Source organism: Bradyrhizobium sp. STM 3557 (assembly GCF_045571465.1).
GTDB lineage: Bacteria > Pseudomonadota > Alphaproteobacteria > Rhizobiales > Xanthobacteraceae > Bradyrhizobium.
Genome location: NZ_CP120697.1, coordinates 7,298,986 through 7,319,347 on the forward strand (window position 1 = coordinate 7,298,986; position 20,362 = coordinate 7,319,347).

General features: G+C 64.8%; 17 protein-coding genes. 12 read left to right on the forward strand and 5 right to left on the reverse strand.

The genetic code is table 11. The annotated features are described in order from the left end of the window. Positions 1–55: 55 nt before the first annotated feature. From recQ to P6U24_RS33815, 6 genes are all read left to right on the forward strand, one after another. Positions 56–1,924 carry a DNA helicase RecQ gene (gene recQ / locus P6U24_RS33790; protein WP_407156719.1) on the forward strand — a complete coding sequence of 623 codons (1,869 nt, stop codon included), beginning with the start codon at positions 56–58 and terminating at the stop codon, positions 1,922–1,924. A gap of 385 nt (positions 1,925–2,309) precedes the next feature. Next, a complete protein-coding gene (gene gap, locus P6U24_RS33795) occupies positions 2,310–3,317 on the forward strand; it encodes a type I glyceraldehyde-3-phosphate dehydrogenase (protein ID WP_407156720.1) in 1,008 nt (335 codons plus the stop codon). Positions 3,318–3,329: 12 nt separating this feature from the next. Further along, positions 3,330–3,491, forward strand: a complete 162-nt coding sequence (locus P6U24_RS33800; protein WP_407156721.1) for a hypothetical protein — start codon at positions 3,330–3,332, stop codon at positions 3,489–3,491. 7 nt (positions 3,492–3,498) lie between these two features. After that, complete coding sequence (locus P6U24_RS33805; RefSeq protein WP_407156722.1) at positions 3,499–4,692, forward strand: phosphoglycerate kinase; 1,194 nt, start codon at positions 3,499–3,501, stop codon at positions 4,690–4,692. A gap of 38 nt (positions 4,693–4,730) precedes the next feature. Next, complete coding sequence (gene fba / locus P6U24_RS33810; protein WP_407156723.1) at positions 4,731–5,798, forward strand: class II fructose-bisphosphate aldolase; 1,068 nt, start codon at positions 4,731–4,733, stop codon at positions 5,796–5,798. A 619-nt stretch (positions 5,799–6,417) separates the two neighbouring features. Further along, the gene (locus P6U24_RS33815; protein ID WP_407156724.1) at positions 6,418–6,684 is read left to right on the forward strand and encodes a hypothetical protein; all 267 of its coding nucleotides are present in this window, start codon (positions 6,418–6,420) and stop codon (positions 6,682–6,684) included. A 239-nt stretch (positions 6,685–6,923) separates the two neighbouring features. On the opposite strand, the gene rpoH is transcribed toward P6U24_RS33815, so the two are convergent. Next, the gene (rpoH, locus tag P6U24_RS33820) at positions 6,924–7,838 is read right to left on the reverse strand and encodes an RNA polymerase sigma factor RpoH (RefSeq protein ID WP_407156725.1); all 915 of its coding nucleotides are present in this window, start codon (positions 7,836–7,838) and stop codon (positions 6,924–6,926) included. 448 nt (positions 7,839–8,286) lie between these two features. Continuing rightward, complete coding sequence (locus P6U24_RS33825; RefSeq protein ID WP_407156726.1) at positions 8,287–9,417, reverse strand: glycosyltransferase family 4 protein; 1,131 nt, start codon at positions 9,415–9,417, stop codon at positions 8,287–8,289. A gap of 347 nt (positions 9,418–9,764) precedes the next feature. Here P6U24_RS33825 and P6U24_RS33830 point away from each other — a divergent pair, with 347 nt between their 5' ends. From P6U24_RS33830 to P6U24_RS33855, 6 genes are all read left to right on the forward strand, one after another. Then, positions 9,765–10,220 carry an Hsp20 family protein gene (locus P6U24_RS33830; RefSeq protein WP_407156727.1) on the forward strand — a complete coding sequence of 152 codons (456 nt, stop codon included), beginning with the start codon at positions 9,765–9,767 and terminating at the stop codon, positions 10,218–10,220. Positions 10,221–10,324: 104 nt separating this feature from the next. Continuing rightward, positions 10,325–10,822, forward strand: a complete 498-nt coding sequence (locus P6U24_RS33835) for an Hsp20/alpha crystallin family protein (RefSeq protein WP_407156728.1) — start codon at positions 10,325–10,327, stop codon at positions 10,820–10,822. A gap of 187 nt (positions 10,823–11,009) precedes the next feature. After that, positions 11,010–12,032, forward strand: coding sequence for a class I fructose-bisphosphate aldolase (locus P6U24_RS33840; RefSeq protein WP_407156729.1), 1,023 nt, complete (start codon positions 11,010–11,012; stop codon positions 12,030–12,032). Between the two features lie 2 nt (positions 12,033–12,034). After that, positions 12,035–12,706 (forward strand): thiamine phosphate synthase, encoded by a 672-nt coding sequence (locus tag P6U24_RS33845; RefSeq protein WP_407156730.1) that lies wholly within the window; start codon positions 12,035–12,037, stop codon positions 12,704–12,706. 10 nt (positions 12,707–12,716) lie between these two features. Further along, positions 12,717–13,853: a tetratricopeptide repeat protein gene (locus P6U24_RS33850; RefSeq protein ID WP_407156731.1), complete on the forward strand. Its 1,137-nt coding sequence runs from the start codon at positions 12,717–12,719 to the stop codon at positions 13,851–13,853. A 293-nt stretch (positions 13,854–14,146) separates the two neighbouring features. Next, positions 14,147–14,938, forward strand: coding sequence for an inositol monophosphatase family protein (locus P6U24_RS33855; RefSeq protein WP_407156732.1), 792 nt, complete (start codon positions 14,147–14,149; stop codon positions 14,936–14,938). A gap of 147 nt (positions 14,939–15,085) precedes the next feature. Here P6U24_RS33855 and P6U24_RS33860 read toward each other — a convergent pair whose 3' ends face one another. The 3 genes from P6U24_RS33860 to P6U24_RS33870 form a co-directional block, all read right to left on the reverse strand. Further along, the gene (locus P6U24_RS33860) at positions 15,086–15,682 is read right to left on the reverse strand and encodes a hypothetical protein (protein WP_407156733.1); all 597 of its coding nucleotides are present in this window, start codon (positions 15,680–15,682) and stop codon (positions 15,086–15,088) included. 189 nt (positions 15,683–15,871) lie between these two features. Next, on the reverse strand, positions 15,872–19,021 hold the full coding sequence (locus P6U24_RS33865) for a multidrug efflux RND transporter permease subunit (RefSeq protein ID WP_407156734.1): 3,150 nt from the start codon (positions 19,019–19,021) through the stop codon (positions 15,872–15,874). 5 nt (positions 19,022–19,026) lie between these two features. Next, positions 19,027–20,220: an efflux RND transporter periplasmic adaptor subunit gene (locus P6U24_RS33870; RefSeq protein ID WP_407156735.1), complete on the reverse strand. Its 1,194-nt coding sequence runs from the start codon at positions 20,218–20,220 to the stop codon at positions 19,027–19,029. Positions 20,221–20,362: the final 142 nt, after the last annotated feature.

The following is a 20,362-nucleotide window of genomic DNA, read 5'->3' on the forward strand; positions in this document are numbered from 1 at the left end:
CAAAGCGCTCTAAAATCGGCTGACCAGATGTCCCACTCCGCATAGTCTCCGCACGATGGATACAGCTCCCAACGCCACGACCGACACGGCCAATCGCGCGCTGGCCGTGCTCAACTCGGTGTTCGGGCTGTCAGGCTTTCGCGGCGCGCAGGAAGCGGTGGTCAGGCATGTCACGGAGGGCGGCAATTGCCTAGTGCTGATGCCGACCGGCGGCGGCAAGTCGCTGTGCTATCAATTGCCGTCCCTGCTGCGCAAGGGTTGCGGCATCGTGGTGTCGCCGCTGATCGCCTTGATGCGCGACCAGGTCTCCGGCCTGCTCGAAGCTGGCGTCAACGCCACATTCCTGAACTCCACGCTGTCGCGCGAGGAAGCCGATGAGATCGAGCGGCGGCTCATCGCCGGCGATCTCGACCTGCTCTATGTCGCGCCGGAGCGGCTGCTGACGCCGCGCTGCCTCGCGCTGCTGGAGCGCGCGGAGATAGCCCTGTTCGCCATCGACGAGGCGCATTGCGTGTCGCAATGGGGGCATGACTTCCGCCCCGAATATATCGGCCTGTCGGTCATTGCGGAGCGCTTTCCCGACGTGCCGCGCATCGCGCTGACCGCGACCGCCGACGAGCTGACTCGCAAGGAAATCGCCGAGCGGCTCGCGCTTGTCGGCAGCCCGCAATTCGTCGCGAGTTTCGATCGCCCCAACATCCGCTACGAGATCGTCGACAAGTACAACGCGCCGGCCCAGCTCAAGACCTTCATCGCAGAACGCCATGCCGGCGATGCCGGAATCGTCTACTGCCTGTCCCGCGCCAAGGTCGAGGACATCGCAGCCACGCTGACGGAGGCCGGCATCACGGCGCTGCCCTATCATGCCGGACTCGACGCCGGCCTGCGCGCCCGCAACCAGGACCGGTTCATCAACGAGGACGGCATCGTGATCGTCGCCACGGTCGCGTTCGGCATGGGCATCGACAAGCCGGACGTGCGCTTCGTCGCACATCTCGATCTGCCGAAAAGCATCGAGGCCTACTACCAAGAGACCGGGCGCGCCGGCCGCGACGGCAAGCCGTCGACCGCCTGGATGGCCTACGGGCTCACAGATATCGTGCAGCAGCGCCGGATGATCGACGAGTCGAACGGGTCGGAGGCCTACAAGCGGGTGTCGATCCGCAAGCTCGACGCCCTGGTCGCCCTGGCCGAAACCGCAGACTGCCGGCGCAAGCGCCTGCTCGGCTATTTCGGCGAGACCGTGACAGCCACCAAGTGCGGCAATTGCGACAACTGCCTGTCGCCGCCGCGTGTCGTCGACGGCAAGGTCATCGCGCAGAAGCTGCTATCTTGCGCCTATCGCACCGGGCAGCGTTTCGGAGCGATGCACCTGATCGATGTGCTGGTCGGCCGCGCGACCGAGCGTGTCAAGCAGTTCGGGCATGACAAATTGTCGGTGTTCGGTGTGGGCCGCGAACTCAACGAGAAACAATGGCGCGCCGCGCTGCGCCAGCTCGTGGCGATGGGCCATCTTGCGCCCGACAACGAAGCCTATGGCGCGCTGAAGCTGACGGCGACATCGCGCGGCGTCTTGAAAGGCGAGACCGCGGTGATGCTGCGCGAGCAGACTGCGAGCGCCGCCCGCGCGATCCGGAGCAGATCGCGGCGCGGCGATCTCGTGCCGCGACCGGGCCAGGCGGGCGACGCAACCCTGCTCGCAAGCCTGCGGGCGTGGCGCTCAGAGGTCGCACGCAAGCGCGGCGTGCCGGCCTATGTGGTGCTGCACGATACTACGATCGATGGCATCGCAAGCGCACGTCCGATCACGCTCGGACAGCTCCGCACCATCCCCGGCATCGGCGACAAGAAGCTCGAACATTACGGCGACGAACTGCTGGCGCTGGTCGCGGCGGCAGGGCGATCAAACTTGTCGCCAACGTGACAGATTTGCGAAACCGCCGCCGTGTGTCGAAGGCCGAGACATGGCTGGCGTTCCAGGCGGAACGCCAAATCCACAAACCGCGGTGCACTGGCGCTGGGATGCCATAATCGACATCAAGGGACTGGCCAAACCGCGAGAACACCAACCCGGCAGGGCCGCATTGGTTCATTCCCCTGCGGAAAGTTTGGTAAACCGTATTCCCAGCACGCAGGGCTCGCGCATCCACCGGCCGCAAGAACGGTTGAGGTGTCCTGAAAAAAGGACTACCAAGGACCCATATTGTCGCTTTCCGTCCGGCAGAACCGGACGCAGACACCTCACCCCCTCGTGACGGGACCCATACGGGTCTTGTGCGGGGATGACAAAAGGCATGAAGGAGACGCAGATGGCAGTCCGGGTTGCAATCAACGGGTTTGGCCGCATCGGCCGCAACGTGCTTCGCGCCATCGCCGAGTCCGGCCGCAAGGACATCGAGGTGGTCGCGATCAACGACCTCGGCCCGGTCGAAACCAACGCCCATTTGCTGCGCTACGATTCCGTGCACGGCCGCTTCCCCGGCACCGTGACCGTCGACGGCGACTCGATCAGCCTCGGCAACGGCAAGATCAAGGTCACCGCCGAGCGCGATCCGTCGAAGCTGCCCTGGAAGGATCTCGGCGTTGAGGTCGCGCTGGAATGCACCGGCATCTTCACCGCCAAGGACAAGGCCGCCGCGCATCTGAGCGCCGGTGCCAAGCGCGTGCTGGTCTCCGCGCCCGCCGACGGCGCCGACGCCACCATCGTCTACGGCGTCAACCATGACTCGCTGACCAAGGACCACCTCGTCGTCTCCAACGGCTCCTGCACCACCAACTGCCTGGCGCCGATCGCCAAGGTGCTGAATGACACGGTCGGCATCGAGACCGGTTTCATGACCACGATCCACGCCTATACCGGCGACCAGCCGACGCTCGACACGCTGCACAAGGACCTCTATCGCGGCCGGGCGGCTGCGATGTCGATGATCCCGACCTCGACCGGCGCCGCCAAGGCGATTGGCCTCGTGCTCCCCGAGCTGAAGGGCAAGCTCGACGGCGTCGCGATCCGCGTGCCGACGCCGAACGTTTCCGTCGTCGACCTCAAGATCGTCGCCAAGCGCAACACCGATCCGAAGGAGATCAACGAGGCGATGAAGCGCGCCAGCGAGCAGCAGCTCAAGGGCATCCTTGGCTACACGACCGCGCCGAACGTCTCGATCGACTTCAACCACGATCCGCACTCCTCGACCTTCCACATGGATCAGACCAAGGTCATGAACGGCAACCTGGTGCGCGTGATGTCCTGGTACGACAATGAGTGGGGCTTCTCCAACCGCATGGCCGACACCGCCGTCGCGATGGGCAAGCTGCTGTAAGGCGTCGCCATCATGGGCCTGCCACACTGGCTCGGAATTCCCGGCGCGATCCTGCTGATCGGCTTGATCGCGTACGGCTTTCGCTGGGGTGGCAAGGTGACGACTAGACAGGAAGGCAATCCGCCGGAGCATCAGCCCGCCGGGTCCTTTTTCCTGACGCCAGCAAGCGAGTAATCAGGTCATGAAACAATTCCGCACCCTCGACGACGTCGACGTGAAGGGCAAACGCGTGCTGCTGCGCGTCGACCTCAACGTGCCGATGGAGAATGGCCGCGTCACCGACGCGACGCGGCTGGAGCGCGTCGCGCCGACCATCACCGAGATTTCGAGCAAGGGCGGCAAGGTCGTCCTGCTCGCGCATTTCGGCCGGCCCAAGGGCCGTGACGAAAAGGACTCGCTGAAGCCGGTCGCCGCGGCGCTGGCGCAGGTGGTCAAGAAGCCCGTCGCCTTTGCCGATGATTGCATCGGCGAGCCGGCAGCGAAAGCCATCGATACGATGAAGGATGGCGACATCCTGTGCCTGGAGAACACCCGCTTCCACAAAGAGGAAGAGAAGAACGATCCGGCCTTCGTCGCTGAGCTGGCAAAACTCGGCGACATCTGGGTCAACGACGCCTTCTCGGCCGCGCACCGCGCCCATGCCTCCACCGAAGGCCTCGGCCACAAGCTGCCGGCCTATGCCGGTCGCACCATGCAGGCCGAGCTCGATGCGCTGACGAAAGCGCTGGAAGCGCCGACCCGTCCCGTCATCGCGATCGTCGGTGGCGCAAAAGTCTCGACCAAGATCGAGCTCTTGGAAAACCTCGTCACCAAGGTCGATGCGCTCGTGATCGGCGGCGGCATGGCCAACACTTTCCTGCATGCGCAGGGCGTGCAGATCGGCAAGTCGCTGGCGGAGAAGGACCTCGCGTCCACCGCGCTGAAGATCATAGAGAAGGCGGAAGCCTCGAACTGCGCGATCATCCTCCCCGTGGACGCCACCGTCTCCTATCACTTCGCGGCCAACTCGCCCTCCTTCGCCTATGGCCTCGATGCCATTCCCGCGGACAGCATGATCCTCGACGTCGGCCCGCAATCGACCGCGCGCATCCATGCCGCGATCGACGATGCGGCGACGCTGGTCTGGAACGGCCCGCTCGGCGCTTTCGAGCTGGCCCCGTTCGACCGCGGCACCATCGTCGCGGCCAAGCACGCGGCCGAGCGCACCAAGGCCAAGAAGCTGATCTCGGTCGCCGGCGGCGGCGACACCGTCGCGGCGCTCAACCAGGCCGGCGTAGCCGGTCAGTTCACCTATGTCTCGACCGCCGGCGGCGCCTTCCTGGAATGGATGGAGGGGAAACCTCTGCCCGGCGTCGAGGTTCTGAAGGCACGCTAATTATTTGGGCGAGACGCCCTGAAAGGGAGATTGGACAGATGGCGCGGATCACGTTGCGGCAATTGCTAGACCACGCGGCGGAGAACGATTACGGCGTCCCGGCCTTCAACATCAACAACATGGAGCAGGCGCTCGCGATCATGGACGCCGCTTCCGCACTGGATGCGCCGGTCATCATCCAGGCCTCGCGCGGTGCCCGCGCCTATGCCAATGACGTGATGCTGCGCCACATGATGGATGCGCTCACCGAGATCCATCCGCAGATTCCGGTCTGCGTGCATCTCGACCACGGCAACGAGCCCGCCACCTGCATGACCGCGATCCAGTCCGGCTTCACCTCGGTCATGATGGACGGCTCGCTGAAGGCCGACGGCAAGACACCGGGCGACTGGGACTACAATGTCGGCGTCACCAGGACTGTCACCACCATGGCGCATCTCGGCGGCATCTCGGTCGAAGGCGAGCTCGGCGTGCTCGGCTCGCTCGAGACCGGGATGGGCGACAAGGAGGACGGCCATGGCGCCGAAGGCAAGCTGTCGCATGACCAGCTGCTGACCAATCCCGATGAGGCCGTGAAGTTCGTGCGTGAGACCAAGGTCGACGCGCTCGCGATCGCGATGGGGACCTCGCACGGTGCGTACAAATTCACCCGCAAGCCGGACGGCGACATCCTCGCCATGAACGTGATCGAGGAGATCCACCGCAAGCTGCCCAACACGCATCTGGTCATGCACGGCTCGTCGTCGGTGCCGGAGGATCTGCAGGAGATCATCAACGCCCATGGCGGCAAGATGAAGCCGACCTGGGGCGTGCCGGTCGCCGAGATCCAGCGCGGCATCAAGAACGGCGTGCGCAAGATCAACATCGACACCGACAACCGTATGGCGATGACCGGCCAGATCCGCAAAGTGCTGACGCAGCACCCGGAAGAGTTCGATCCGCGCAAATATCTGAAGCCGGCGATGGAGGCGATGACCAAGCTGTGCAAGCAGCGCCTGCAGGAGTTCAACACCGCGGGCCAGGCCAGCAAGATCAAGCGCGTTCTGACCACGGCCGAGATGGCCAAGCGCTACGCCACGGGCGAGCTCGACCCCAAGGTCGCGTAGTTGCGAGAGGGCTCTGGTCAGCCGGCAGCGGAAATCATTCCGCTGCCGGCTTTTTTTACACCTTCGCGTCGGCTCCTCCTGAGCTTGAAATTTCTTCGAGCTTGCACCAAGTTTTACCTTCGCTTGACAACCCGAAATTCCGATAGCTCGGAAGGATGCCATGCGAAGAGTAGTATTGGCCGCCGCCGTTTTCGGCGTGCTGAGCATTGCCTCTCAGACTGAAGCTTCTCCCGCCCGACGTGCGACAGTCTCGGACAACGCGGTCCAGCCGCGCCGAGAGCTGGTTGCAACGTCAGATCGCGTCACCACGCGGAACAGCAACCGGAAGGAGCGCGCCGTGCCGCCGGAGCAGCTGATCCCTGACATTTGCCGCGGCTGCTGAATCGTCGAATTGGTCATTGCAGCGCAACGAAAGGGCGGCTGCGTCCAGCGGCGAGCTCGATCGCGTAGCGCGATTGAGCTCGAACTGCGCCTGGACGATCGCCAGGGATGAATGCGCGCCCACCTGGCCAAACGTTTGTTCACAAACATGAAAATTGAAGCACTTCCTGAACTTCCGCGATGGCTTCGCGTTTGACGATTAGTTGAGTTGTTAGTTGCAAAGGAGGTCTCAATGAAAATGAGAACAGCCCTTCTCGGCCTCGCCGCTTTGGCCGCGAGCGCGATCGCGGCCCCTGCCGCACTTGCGATGCCAAACGGCTTGCCGAATGCGCAGCAGCTTTCGAACGCCGACAGCAAGATCGAGCAGGTTCGCTGGGTCTGCAATCCCTGGGGCCGGTGCTGGTGGCGCCCGAACTTCTATGGCGCTTACGCCTACTATCCGCCGCCCCGTCCGTTCTTCTTCCATCGGCCGTGGTGGCATCACCGCTGGCATCACTGGTGGTGAAGATCGATCTTTGGGGGCCGCTGGCCCCCCTTTTTCTGCCGACGAACGTATCCCACCCATGGCAGCAGGCTGGCTTAGAAAGCTCAGACTAATTGCACCGGGAGAGCGCTGAGGCCGCCCTCACGCGCCCTTTGTCAGGATATCGCGTCCCACGGTCTTCGCAGCTGCGATGTACGTGCGACATGGGGCGGACGAGGCCCATGGCTCATCCACCCCGCCGCTCTACCTCGTGTCCTGCGCTATGCGGCCCTGGATGCGTCTGCGCACGGAAGCGCCGCTAACGCCGCACGAGCAACTCGGGCGCACACCGCACGTTTCACCCGGTTGAAGGCGCGCTGCTCGATTTGCCGGATTCGCTCGCGCGAGACCCGATGCTCCCGGGCCAGTTCGTCGAGCGTCTTCGGGTCGTCGGCGAGATAGCGTGCCTCGAGGATCGCGCGGTCCCGCGCGGGCAGGTCTTTGAGCGCCTCCGATAGCGCCGCCTGTCGATGACGATACTCATCAGCATCCGTCAGGGTGCTCTCCGGATCGGGCGACAGGTCGATCAGCCGGTCCTGCCACTCCTCCGTGCTGTCGTCTTGACCGATCGCGAGATTGAGCGAAGCGTCGCCGCGCAGCCGGCGATCCATCTCGATCACCTCCGGCGGGCTCACCTTGAGCTGTTCGGCAATGTACGCGACCTGCTCGGGACGCAGATCGCCGTCCTCGATGGCCGAGATCCTGTTCTTGATCTGCCTAAGCTTGAAGAAAAGCTTCTTCTGGGCCCTGCCAACGCCCAATCTCACCAGCGACCACGATCGCAGGATATGCTCATGGATCGACGCCTTGATCCACCACATGGCATAGGTCGCGAGCCGGAAACCCATTGCAGGGTCGAACCGCCTCACCGCCTGCATCAGACCCATGTTGGCTTCCGAGACGATATCCGCCAGGGGCAGGCCGTAGCGGCGGTACTTCATGGCGATCTTGGCCGCAAGCCGAAGATGGCTGGTCACGAGGCGGTATGCGGCATCCCGGTCGCCGCAATCCCGCCAACGCCTGGCATAGGCCGCCTCTTCGGATGCCGTCAGCAATGGAAACTTCTGGATCTCAGCCAGATAGCGCGACAGGCCGCCTTCTGCGGAAACATAGGGGAGTTTTGCGATGCCCGACATGCGATCGCTCCTTCATCCCGATTGACGAGGCGTGAGCTATCGCGAGCCGGCCGGCGTCTGCGCCGCCAGCGGACGTTTACGCAGCAGGGTCCTGAGCTTACCGCGCAGACGCCGAAGCCGCGTCTTCAGATCGGGGCGACTGACGCCAAGGCCTCGCTTGATAACCGAGCGCGACGTCTCGGCAAGCGCATTCGTCAGGCGATCGATGACGACACTGGATCGCCGGAAAAAGGGCGAGACTTGTCCCATATCCAAATCCTCCATGAGCAAAATGGGTACGAGCATGCCATCTCCGCCTCTCGTGGACCCTTGCAGGCGTCCGAGGCGGATGAGGCGTTCACCGAACGTCGATCAGCCGATGTTGTTCCTGATCGGCTGTCAGTTCCTCACTGGGGCGAGGCGACCGAACTCCTCCGGCCAGGGGACGGTTGCCTGCCTGAGATATCGCTTAATTTACCTCCTGACGAGCCGCGCCTGCCGGCGAATATCCGACATGTCCGTTCGTCGCCGCGTGCGCGGCCAGCACCGAGAATTGGCGTTCCGGCGCAGGACGCTTGCGCAGCAGCTTCTGGTACAATTTGACGTAGTCGGCGGCCATGCGCGCTGCGGAGAAACGCTCCTCGAAACGCGCGCGGATCATCCGGCGGTCCAGCGCCAGCATGCTTGGGATCGCCTGCACGGCCTCCTCGACGCTTGTCACGATGCGTCCGGTGATCCCGTCCTCGACGATCTCGGCCACCGAGCCGTGACGGAACGCCAGCACAGGGGTGCCGCATGCCATGGCTTCGATCATGACCAGGCCGAAGGGCTCCGGCCAGTCGATCGGAAACAGCAGCCCTGCGGCCTCTCCGAGGAATTCGGACTTTTCGCTTTCGTTGATCTCGCCGATGAACTCGACGCCGGGGCCGCCGAGCATCGGCGCAATGACGTCGCGGAAATAGGCCTCATCGGCCTTGTCGACCTTCGCCGCGATCTTCAGCGGCAGGCCAGCAGCCCGAGCGATCCTGATGGCACGGTCCGGCCGCTTCTCGGGGGAGATACGTCCGAGGAACGCCAGGTAGTTGCCGCGCGGCTCGAAGGTCGGCTTGTGCAGCTCGAGCGGGAGGCCGTGATGGACGGTCCCCACGAAGTTTGCACGAGGCAGCGGCGTGCGTTGCGCGTCCGAGATCGAGACCAGCGGCATCTGCGCGAAATGCGCATAGAACGGCAGGTGATCGGCCAGATCCTGGCGACCGTGCAGGGTCGTGAGCGTGCGACCCGCCTCGCCTTGGAACAGCGGGAAATGCAGGTAGTCGATATGGAAGTGCAGGATGTCGAAATCGTCCGCCCGCTCACGAACCTTGTCAAGCAGCAGGATCTGGTGCGGGATCGCGTCGCGGACGTCAGGATCGAGCCGCAAGGCGCGCGGCGTGCAGGGGACGAGCTCGGCGGAGGTGATGGAATCCCCGCTCGCAAACAGCGAGACCTGGTGCCCTTGCCTGACCAGCTCCTCGGTCAGGTAATACACGACCCGCTCGGTCCCGCCATAGAGCCGTGGCGGCACGCTTTCGAATAACGGAGCAACCTGCGCGATCTTCATTCAATCCCTCCGTACTTGCAATCAGTGCTTCGGCGGCACTTCGGCAAGAGACGAGCAGCGGCGTCCAACCAAGCCGATGAGCCGCGCCTATGAACATCAAACAGGCGTGCTGGTTCCGGGAGAGGGTGCTGAATTCGCCGATGGGGCCCGGTGCCATGATCGCCGGTGAAAGACGATGTCGCGCGCGACGAAAGGCCTCTTGAAACGTCGGGCGCCTTTTCTAACTTGATCGGTGCACGCACCCGCATCGTGCGGCACCGGGCGCCTGTCCAAGGGCCCGGTCACCGGGCGCCGGACACGGTGTCCGAGGCGCTCGTATCCATGTTGCTCATAAGGAGGATGTGGCTATGACAACCTTTGACCTTGCTCCGCTGTGGCGATCGACCGTTGGCTTCGATCGCATGATCGACCTCATCGAGGACTCCGTCCGGTGGACGGGAAACGACAACTACCCGCCCTACAACATCGAACGCGTCGGTGAGGATCACTATCAGGTCTCGCTGGCCCTGGCCGGCTTCGTACCCGACGAGATCAGCATCACCGTCGAACAGAATCTGCTGACGGTGGAAGGCCGCAAGCCCGACAAAGGCGAGCACCGTTACCTCTACCAGGGCATCTCGTCGCGCCCGTTCCGGCGGACGTTCAATCTGGCTGATTATGTCCAGGTGAAGGGCGCCGCGTTCACGAACGGGATGCTCAAGATCGACCTGGTGCGTGAGGTCCCGGAGGCCATGAAACCGCGCCAGATCGCGATCCAGACCGGAAACGACAACCAGCAGGTCGAGCACAAGCACGCGGCCTGAGCGAGCCGGCCAAGTGCATGTGACGAAATGTATGTGACTTGCGGCCCGCGGCGCGGCCTGCGCCGCGACTGCGGGCGCTCGCTTCGACAAAGGAGGATAACAAGATGGCAATCACCGATCTCATTCCCTGGGGCCGCGGTCGTGAGATGACCACGCGCCGGGGCGAGGATTACAACCCGATCTTCACATTGCATCGCGAGATGAATCGCTTGTTCGATGACGTCTTCCGTGGCTTCGATGTCGCCCCGTTCGGCAGCCGCTTCTTCGAGGGACCGATGAACTGGCCGAGCATCGAGGTCAGCGCGACCGACAAGGACGTCAAGGTCACGGCCGAGTTGCCGGGCCTGGATGAGAACGACGTTCAGGTCGAGCTCACGGGCGGCGTCCTTTCGATCAAGGGCGAGAAGAAGACGGAAACCGAAGACAAGGATCGACGGTTCAGCGAGCGCTATTACGGCCGGTTCGAACGGCACATCCCGGTCGACGACGTCCATCCGGAAAAGGTATCGGCCGCATTCAAGAACGGTGTGCTGACGGTGACCATGCCTAAGCTGCCGCAGGCCGAATCGAAAGTGAAGCGCATCGCAATCAACGCGAAATGAACGGATGGCGGGAGCGCTAGGCGCTCCCGCCCCGCTTCGACGCAACGCCCCTTGGCTGAGCCGTCGGCCGTGAGGTCAGGCCCAGACGTGCCGCCCCGGCCGCCTCCCACACGCAATGTTTTCTCGGCAACTGCCCGAGAACCGTCTATTTTGAGAGGCAGGGCAGGTGCATCTGGAGCATGCCGTCATGAACCTCTCCGACCTCAACAAAGTCGCGACTGCCATGGTGACGCCCGGCAAGGGCATTCTGGCTGCCGACGAATCCACCGGCACCATCAAGAAGCGCTTCGATGCGATCAAGGTCGAATCGACGGAGGAGAACCGGCGCGACTATCGCGAGATGCTGCTGCGAGCCAAGGATGCGATGCAGCACATTTCCGGCGTGATCCTCTATGACGAGACGATCTGGCAAAACGCGAAGGACGGCACGCCGCTGATCAAGCTGATCGAGCAGGCCGGCAGCATCCCCGGCATCAAGGTCGACGAGGGAACGCAGGCGCTGCCCGCCTGCCCGGGCGAGACCGTCACGGTCGGCCTCGACAAGCTTGCCGAACGCTTGAAGAAATACTACGAGCGTGGCGCGCGCTTCGCCAAATGGCGCGCGGTGATCGATATCGGCCAGCGCATCCCGACCACGACCGCGATCCATGTCAACGCCCATGCGCTGGCGCGTTACGCCGCGCTGTGCCAGGCGGCGCAGATCGTGCCGATCGTCGAGCCGGAGGTGCTGATGGACGGCGACCACGACATCGACCGCTGCTACGAGGTCACAAGCCACGTGCTCAACAAGGTGTTCCAGGAATTGCGCGCTCAGCGCGTCGAGCTCGAAGGCATGATCCTCAAGCCGAACATGGCGATCGCGGGCATGAAATGCGTGAGGCAGGCCTCCGTCGCCGAGGTTGCGGAAAAGACCATCCGCCTGCTGAAGGCCTGCGTGCCGGCCGCGGTGCCGGGCATCGCCTTCCTGTCCGGCGGCCAGTCCGACGAGCAGGCGACCGCGCATCTCGATGCGATGAACCGCATCGGCCATCTGCCCTGGAAGCTCACCTTCTCCTACGGCCGCGCGCTGCAGGCGGCGCCGCAGAAGGCGTGGGCGGGCAAGGCCGAGAACGTGCCCGCCGGCCAGCGCGCGTTCACGCATCGCGCCCGCATGAACGGGCTGGCGAGCCTCGGCCAATGGACCGACGAGCTGGAGAAGAAGGCAGCATAGAAGTGTCGAACAAGACGGCTCCGCCGCGGCCTCCGCCGCGGCTCTATCTCGCTACCCCCATTTTGACCGATCCGGCGCCGCTCGCCGCGCAGCTGCCCGGCCTGCTCGCGCAGGCCGATGTCGCGGCTGTGCTGGTGCGGCTGAAAGAGACCGATCCACGCAGCATGATCTCGGCGATCAAGGCGCTGGCGCCGGCGATCCAGGGCGCGGGCGCGGCGCTGCTCATCGACGGCCATGCCGACCTCGTCGCCCGCAGTGGTGCCGACGGCGCGCATCTGAACGGCATGGCGGCGCTCGACGAGGCGCTGCCAACCCTGAAGCCCGACCGCATCGCCGGAGTCGGCGGCCTGCCGACCCGTCACGATTCGATGAATGCAGGTGAGCGCGGCGCGGATTACGTGCTGTTCGGTGAGCCCGATGCACACGGTCGGCGGCCGGCGCCGGACGCCATCGCCGAGCGGCTCGGCTGGTGGGCCGAGCTGTTCGAGCCGCCCTGCATCGGTTATGCCGCGACGCGCGAGGAAGCGGCGGAGTTCGTGGCAGCCGGCGCGGATTTCATCCTGGCCGATGATCTCGTCTGGCAGGACGCGCGCGGCCCTGCCGCGGCGCTGGCCGAGCTTGGCGCTGCCATCAAGGCGGCTTATACGGCGCCCACGATGGCCGCCCAGGGATGAACCTGCCTCGATGATCATGCTGCGCCTGACACCGATCCTCGCGGTGCTGCTGCTGGCTGGAACCAGCGCGGTCGCGCAGATGCCGCTCACGCCGTCCGGCGTGCAGCCGCCGGCAACGGACAAGCCAAAGCCGCTCGAGCGACCCGCCGAAAAGCCCAAAGCCAGCGAGAAGGCCGCCGAGAAGCCGCCTGCTCCGACGGCCGCGGCGAAGAAACCGGCGCCGCCGCCTGCGGCCGCCGCAAAGCCGGCCGCGCCATCCCTGCCCAGCGCGCCGGCGACCGCCACGACCACGTCGCCGCCTCCCAATGATCCGAACGTCGACCTGGTCTACGGCGCCTATCAGCGCGGCCAGTACAAAACCGCGTTCGACCTCGCCACCGCCAAGGCCCAGACCGGCGATCCCAAAGCGATGGCCATGCTGGGCCAGCTCTACGAGAACGCGATGGGGGTCAAGCGCGACTACGACAAGGCCGCCGCCTGGTACAAGCGCGCGGCCGATGCCGGCGACCGCGAATCGATGTTCGCGTTGGCGATGATGCAGCTGGCGGGCCGCGGTGGGCCGGTCGACCGCCAGGATGCGGTGAAGCTGCTCGCCTCCGCGGCCAAGCTCGGCGAGCCCAAGGCGGCCTATAACCTCGCCCTGCTTTATCTGGACGGCCAGACCCTGCCGCAGGATCTCAAGCGCTCGGCCGAGCTGTTGCAGATGGCCGCCGACGGCGGCAATCCGGAAGCGCAATATGCGCTGGCGACCTTCTACAAGGAGGGAACCGGCGTTCCAAAGGACCCTCAGAAGGCGGTGCAGCTGCTGCAGGCCGCCGCGCTGGCGGAAAATGTCGACGCCGAGGTCGAATACGCGATCGCGCTCTACAATGGCACCGGCACGGCCAAGAATCTGCCTGCAGCGGTGGCACTGCTGCGCAAGGCGGCCAAGCAGAACAGCCCGATCGCCCAGAATCGTCTCGCCTGGGTGCTGTATTACGGCTCGGGCACGCCAGCCGACAAGGCCGAGGCCTATAAGTGGCACTTGGTTGCCAAGACCGCCGGCAAGGGCGATCCCAAGCTGGACGAAAAATTCGCCGACCTGAGCCCGGACGACCGCACGAAGGGCGAACAGGCGGCCAAACGCTGGCTCGGGACGACCAAGTAGCTGATCTTCGGTCGAATGGACTGTGGGGCCAACACTATGGCCGAGCACCGGTGCGCCCCCTCTCCCCGTTCTTACGGGGAGAGGGTTGGGGTGAGGGGCCGACACGCGACCGGTCCGAATGATTAGACCTGTACCCCTCACCCGGATTGCTTCGCAATCCGACCTCTCCCCACAGGCGGGGAGAGGTTAGGGGAAGCGGCTTGACGACGGGGCTTTCGCAGGGCACCCACTGCCCATCCCGCGGCGACTTCATGGCCGCCCAGCGCCCTTCTGCCATCAAAGCTCAATCACCCATGCTGCACTCCGCCCTCATCAACGTCATGGTCAAGGCCGCGCGCCGCGCCGGCCGCAGCCTCAAGCGCGATCTCGGCGAGATCGAGCATCTGCAGGTCTCGCTGAAGGGGCCGGCGAATTTCGTCTCGATGGCCGACAAGCGCGCCGAGGAGATGCTGTACGAGGATCTCGCCAAGGCGCGGCCCGGCTACGGCTTCCTCGGCGAGGAAGGCGGCAGGCGCGAGGGCTCCGACAAGTCGCACACCTGGATCGTCGATCCGCTCGACGGCACCACCAACTTCCTGCATGGCATTCCGCAATTCGCGATCTCGATCGCGCTGCAGCGCGAGGATTCGATCATTGCCGGCGTGATCTACAATCCCGGCAATGACGAGCTCTACATCGCCGAGCGCGGCAAGGGCGCTTTCCTCAACGACCAGCGCCTGCGCGTCGCCGGTCGCCGCCAGCTGCATGACTGCGTGATCGCCTGCGGCCTGCCGCATATCGGCCGCGGCGACCATGCGCTGTTCAATCGCGAATTCATCTCGCTGCAGACCAAGGTTGCCGGGCTGCGCCGCTTCGGCGCCGCCTCGCTCGATCTCGCCTTCGTCGCCGCCGGCCGGCTCGACGGCTATTGGGAACGCGACCTCGCGCCCTGGGACATCGCCGCGGGCCTGCTCATGGTGCGCGAAGCCGGCGGCACCGTCTCCGGCATCGACGGCAAGGACGACGCGCTCGCCACAGGCCATGTCGTCTGCGGCAACGAGCTGATCCACCGCGAGCTGGTCAGAGTGTTGAAGGCCGCGGTGTAAGGCACTTCGTCATTGCGAGGAGCCGCAGGCGACGAAGCAATCCATAGCCTTGGCGCATCCTGGATTGCTTCGCGGAGCCTGTCATCGGGCCGCGCGTTCGCGCGGACCCGTTGGCTCGCAATGACGCGGCAGGATCCGCATCAAGCCTCAGCGCCGCCCGCTGGTGAAGGCTGATGGCGTCTCGCCGGGCAATGCCGGCGACCTGATGTCGCTGTCGAGGCGATCCGACTGCTGCCCGGTGTAGCTGAAGCCGAGCGACAGGCTGACATTCGGCGCCGGTTGAAACTCGATGCCGCCATGCGCCCTGTAGAGCGGCAGCGTGGCGGAATTGGACTCGAACGCGGCAAAGGCATTGCTGCCGCGATCAGCTCTCAGCGTATCAAAGCCACCGTACAGAGAGACACCGCTCTTGAACTTGTAGCCGAACTGCGAACCTTCTGTCGTCAACGAGCCGAACGACGCAGCATAAGGGCTGATGCCCTGCTGGCCGAGGCCGCCGCCAAGGGCCGACCAGTCGTTCGTATAGCTGTAGCGCCGTGAGAAGAAGCCGCTGTCGCCGCTGGCGACGAAGCTCGGGAAATTGCCGTAGGATTCGAAGCTCGCAGCATCGTTGGAACCGTTGCTGAAGCCGACGGGCCAGCCTGGAGTCCAGTATTGGATGGGAGCGGTCTGGGCGTGGGCGACTCCGCCGAGCGAGAGCGCCGCGATCAATGCGAGACTGAGCTTGTCTGCAAACATGGGCATTCGTATTGCTGCGAGATGATCCCGGAGCATACACGTCGGAAGTCGGGAGCGCCAGTACGGGAAGAGGTTGTGAAGCCTGTTGCAATGGGCCAGACGAAGACGTTGTCATTGCGAGGAGCGAAGCGGACGAAGCAATCCAAGCTTCCTTTCTGACTCTGGATTGCTTCGCTTCGCTCCCAACGACGCTACTCACGACTTCATCGGCGCCGGCGGGCCGTAGACCTCGCCCTGCGGTTCGGTGCTTTCCCGGTCGCCGGCGAGCACACGCTGCACCGAGACGAAGAACACCGGCACCATCAGCAGCGCCAGGATGACGACGGCGATCATGCCGCCCATCACGCTGGTGCCGAGTGCCTGCTGGCTGGCGCCGCCGGCGCCCTTGGCAATCACCATCGGCAGCACGCCGCAGACGAAGGCAAGGCCGGTCATCACGATCGGGCGGAAGCGCAAGGCACACGCCTCGACCGTCGCCGCGATCAGCGGCTTGCCGTGTGCGCGCAGGTCCTTGGCAAACTCGATGATCAGGATGGCGTCCTTGGCGGCGAGCCCGATGATCGTGATCAGGCCGACGGTGAAATAGACGTCGTTCGGCAGGTCGCGCATGGTCGCGGCGATCACCGCGCCGAGAATGCCGAGCGGCACCGTGAGCAGCACCGCGAGCGGAATGGTCCAGCTCTCATAAAGCGCGGCGAGACACAGGAACACGACGAAGGCTGACAGCGCCAGCAGGAACGGTGCCTGCGAGCCCGACAGTTTCTCCTGCAGCGACTGGCCAGCCCATTCATAGCCGAATCCGCGCGGCAGCTTGTCGGCCAGCCGCTCCATCTCGGCGATCGCATCGCCTGAGGTGTAGCCGGGTTTGGCTTCGCCGGAGATGCGCACCGCCGGATAGTAGTTGAAGCCGGCGATCTGGCTCGGCCCCTTCGCCCATTCGATCGAGGCGAAGGACGAGAACGGCACCAGTTTCCCCGCGCTGTTCTTGACGCTGTAGTTCAGGATGTCGTCCGCATTCATGCGGCTGATGCGATCGGCCTGCACCACGACGCGCTGCATGCGGCCGCGGTTCGGGAAGTCGTTGACGTAATTCGAGCCGAGATTGGTCGAGATCGTGTTGTTGATGTCCTCGAAGGTGACGCCGAAGGCGCCAGCCTTCTCGCGGTCGATCATGAGGTTGACCTGCGATCCCGGCGGCAGGCCCTCGATATAGACCTTCTGCAGCACGGGGCTCGCATTGGCATCCTTGATCAGCTGATCCGCGGCCGCGGACAGCGCGGCAAGGCCCTTCTGGCCACGGTCCTGCAGGCGGAAAGAGAAGCCCGAGGAGTTGCCGAGATTGTCGATCGGTGGTGGCTGCAGCGCGGTGATCTTGGCGTCGCGGATCGAGGCGAGGTCGCGATTGATGTCGGCGACCAGCGCTGCGGCGCTGTCCCGCTCGCCGCGCTCCGACCAGTCCTTCAGCGAGATGAAGGCCTGCGCGGTGTTGATGCCCTGCCCGGCATAGGAAAAGCCGGTGAGGAAGGTGACGTTGTCGATGCCGGCGCGCTCAGCGAGATACTTCTCGACCCGCTCGATCGCGGCCTGCGTGCGGGGATAGGACGATTCCGGCGGCGTCTGCACGTCTGTCGTGATGAAGCCCTGGTCGTCTACCGGCAGAAAGCCGCCGGGCAGACGGATGAAAGCGAAGGCCAGGCCGCCGAGCAGGATCGCATAGATCAGCATCAACCGACCGGTGCGCTTCAGCGCGCCCTGCACGATCAGAGTGTAGCGGCTGCGGCTGCCGTCGATGGCGCGGTTGAACAGGCCGAACAGGCCGCGCCTCGCATGGGCGTGGCCGGCCGCGACCGGCTTGAGCAAGGTGGCGCAGAGCGCCGGGGTCAGCGACAGCGCCAGCAGCGCCGAGAAGCCGATCGCCGCGACCATGGTGACCGAGAACTGCCGGTAGATGATGCCGACCGAGCCGGGGAAGAACGCCATCGGTACGAACACCGCCATCAGCACCAAGGTGATGCCGATGATCGCGCCCGTGATCTGGCTCATCGCCTTGCGCGTCGCCTCCTTCGGCGGCAGGCCTTCCTCGGCCATGATGCGCTCGACATTCTCGACCACGACGATGGCGTCGTCGACCAGGATGCCGACCGCGAGCACCATGCCGAACATGGTGAGCATGTTGATCGAATAGCCCGCCAGCATCAGCGTCGAGCAGGCGCCGAGCAGCGCCACCGGCACCACGATGGTCGGGATGATGGTGTAGCGGATGTTCTGCAGGAACAGGAACATCACGACGAATACCAGCACCACGGCTTCGATCAGGGTGTGGATCACCTTCTCGATCGAGGCTTCGACCACCGGGGTGATGTTGTAGGGAATGTCATAGGCGATATTGGCCGGGAAGAAGCGCGACAGCTCCTTCATCTTGGCTTCGACGGCGCTCGCGGTTGCCAGCGCATTGCCGGTCGGCGACAGCAACACCGACAGACCCGCGGTGGGCTTGCCATTGAGGCGGGTATTGAACTGATAGCTCAATCCGCCGATCTCGATCCGCGCGACGTCACGCAGCCGCACGGTCGAGCCGTCGGCATTGGCGCGCAGGATGATCGCGCCGAACTCGTCCGGCGAATCGAGCTGGCCTTTCACCAGGACCAGCGCTGAGGTGCGCTGCCCCGAGGCCGAGGGCTCGGCGCCGACGCTCCCCGAGGCGACCTGCGCGTTCTGCGCGGCGATCGCTTTCGTCGCATCATCGGTCGTCAAGCCGTAGCCCATCAGCTTGTCCGGATCGAGCCAGACCCGCAGCGAGCGCTCGGTCGAATACAGCGTGGCGCGGCCGACGCCGGGGATGCGCCGGATTTCGCCCAGGATGTTGCGGATCATGAAGTCGCCGAGGCCGACCTCGTCGAGGCTGCCGTCGGTCGAGCGCAGGGTGATGATCTGCAGCACCGCGCTGGAGGCTTCCTCGACCAGGATGCCTTGCTGGATCACGGCGCGCGGCAGCCGCGCCTCGACACGCTTGAGGCGGTTCTGCACCTCGACCGAGGCGTCGCTGGTCGACGTGCCCGGCACGAAGTTGGCGGTGATCTCGACCTGGCCCAGCGAGTCGCTGGTGGATTCGAAATTGAGAATGCCTGAGGCGCCGTTGAGCTCCTCCTCGATCAGCCGCGTGACGCTGTTATAGAGGTTCTCCGGCGAGGCGCCGGGATAGCTGGTGGAGATTGAGATCGAGGGCGGCGCGATGATCGGATATTGCGCGATCGGCAACAGCGGAATCGAGATCGCGCCGATCAGACAGATGAACAGCGCGACGACCCAGGCGAAGATCGGGCGGTCGATGAAGAAGCTCGGCATGACGATCACCGTGTCGCCGATTGCGACGAGATGTTCTCGGCCGAGCTGATCGCCTTCCAGGCCTGCGGCGCGACCTTGTCACCGGCAGCGAATTTCTGGAAGCCATCGACCACGACCTTGTCGCCGGCCTTCAGGCCCTCCGTGATGAGCGTGAGCCCATCCTGCACGGGCCCGGTGCGGATCGGCTGCGCCACCGCGCGATTGTCCTCGCGAATGACGTAGACCTCGCTGCCGCCGGCGACGTTGCGCTGCACCGCCTGCGGCGGCACCGCGACCGAATCGCTGTCGATGCCCTGCTCGAGGCGGACGCGCACATACATGCCGGGCAGCAATTCGCGCTTGGGATTGGCGAACTCGCCGCGCAGCGTGACCTGGCCCGTGTTGGCGTCGACCTTGGCCTCCGAGAACAACAGCTTGCCGGCCGCCCGATAGAGCGTGCCGTCATCGAGCACCAGATGCACCTTGATCGCATCGGGCGCAATGCGCTCAAGGTCGCCGGATTCGAACGCGCGGCGCAGCCGCGCGAGCTCGGTCACCGACTGGGTGAAGTCGGCATAGACCGGATCGAGCTGCTGGATGGTCACGAGCGAGGTGTCGTTCTGCACGATTAGCGCGCCCTCCGTCACCTGCGCGGCGCCGACGATGCCGTCGATCGGCGCACGCACCGTGGCGTAGTCGAGGTTGAGATTGGCGCGGGCGAGTTCCGCCTTGCGCGCCTCGACGTCGGCGGCCGCCTCGCGCTCGGCTGCGATTGCCTTCTCGTTCTCGACCTCCGGCGTCGCGCGCTCCTTGAACAGCATGCTGATGCGGCGCGCCTGCTGGACCGCGCGCTCATGCACGGCTTCGGCCTTGGCGAGCGCGGCCTTGGCTGACAGCACCTCGACCTCGAAGGGCCTGGGATCGATCTGATAGAGCGGATCGCCAGCCTTCACCTCGCTGCCCTGACGGAACAGCCGCTTCACCACGATGCCGGAGACGCGCGGCCGCACGTCGGAGACGCGGGTCGGCGCGATACGGCCCGGCAGTTCGCGAACGATAGCGCGAGGCTGCTGCTCGACCGTGACGATTCCGACCTCGGGAACGACAATGGAATCGGTGGCAGTGGTTGCGGTGGCGGCATCATCGCAGCCGGCGAGCAGCGGCGCGAGGCCCGCAAGCATCAAAGCAATGCTGACCGACGGCGCGCGAAAACGAGACATGGAAAAGTAGGCCCCAGTGTTAGCGTTCAGTGTTGGCGTGGACGACGGATGACGATCCGCGAATGCGGCCAAGATAAAAAGGCCCTGCTGCGACGCAACGCGAAGCCGCGGCGGCTTGATGTCACACAAGTCTACGTCACTG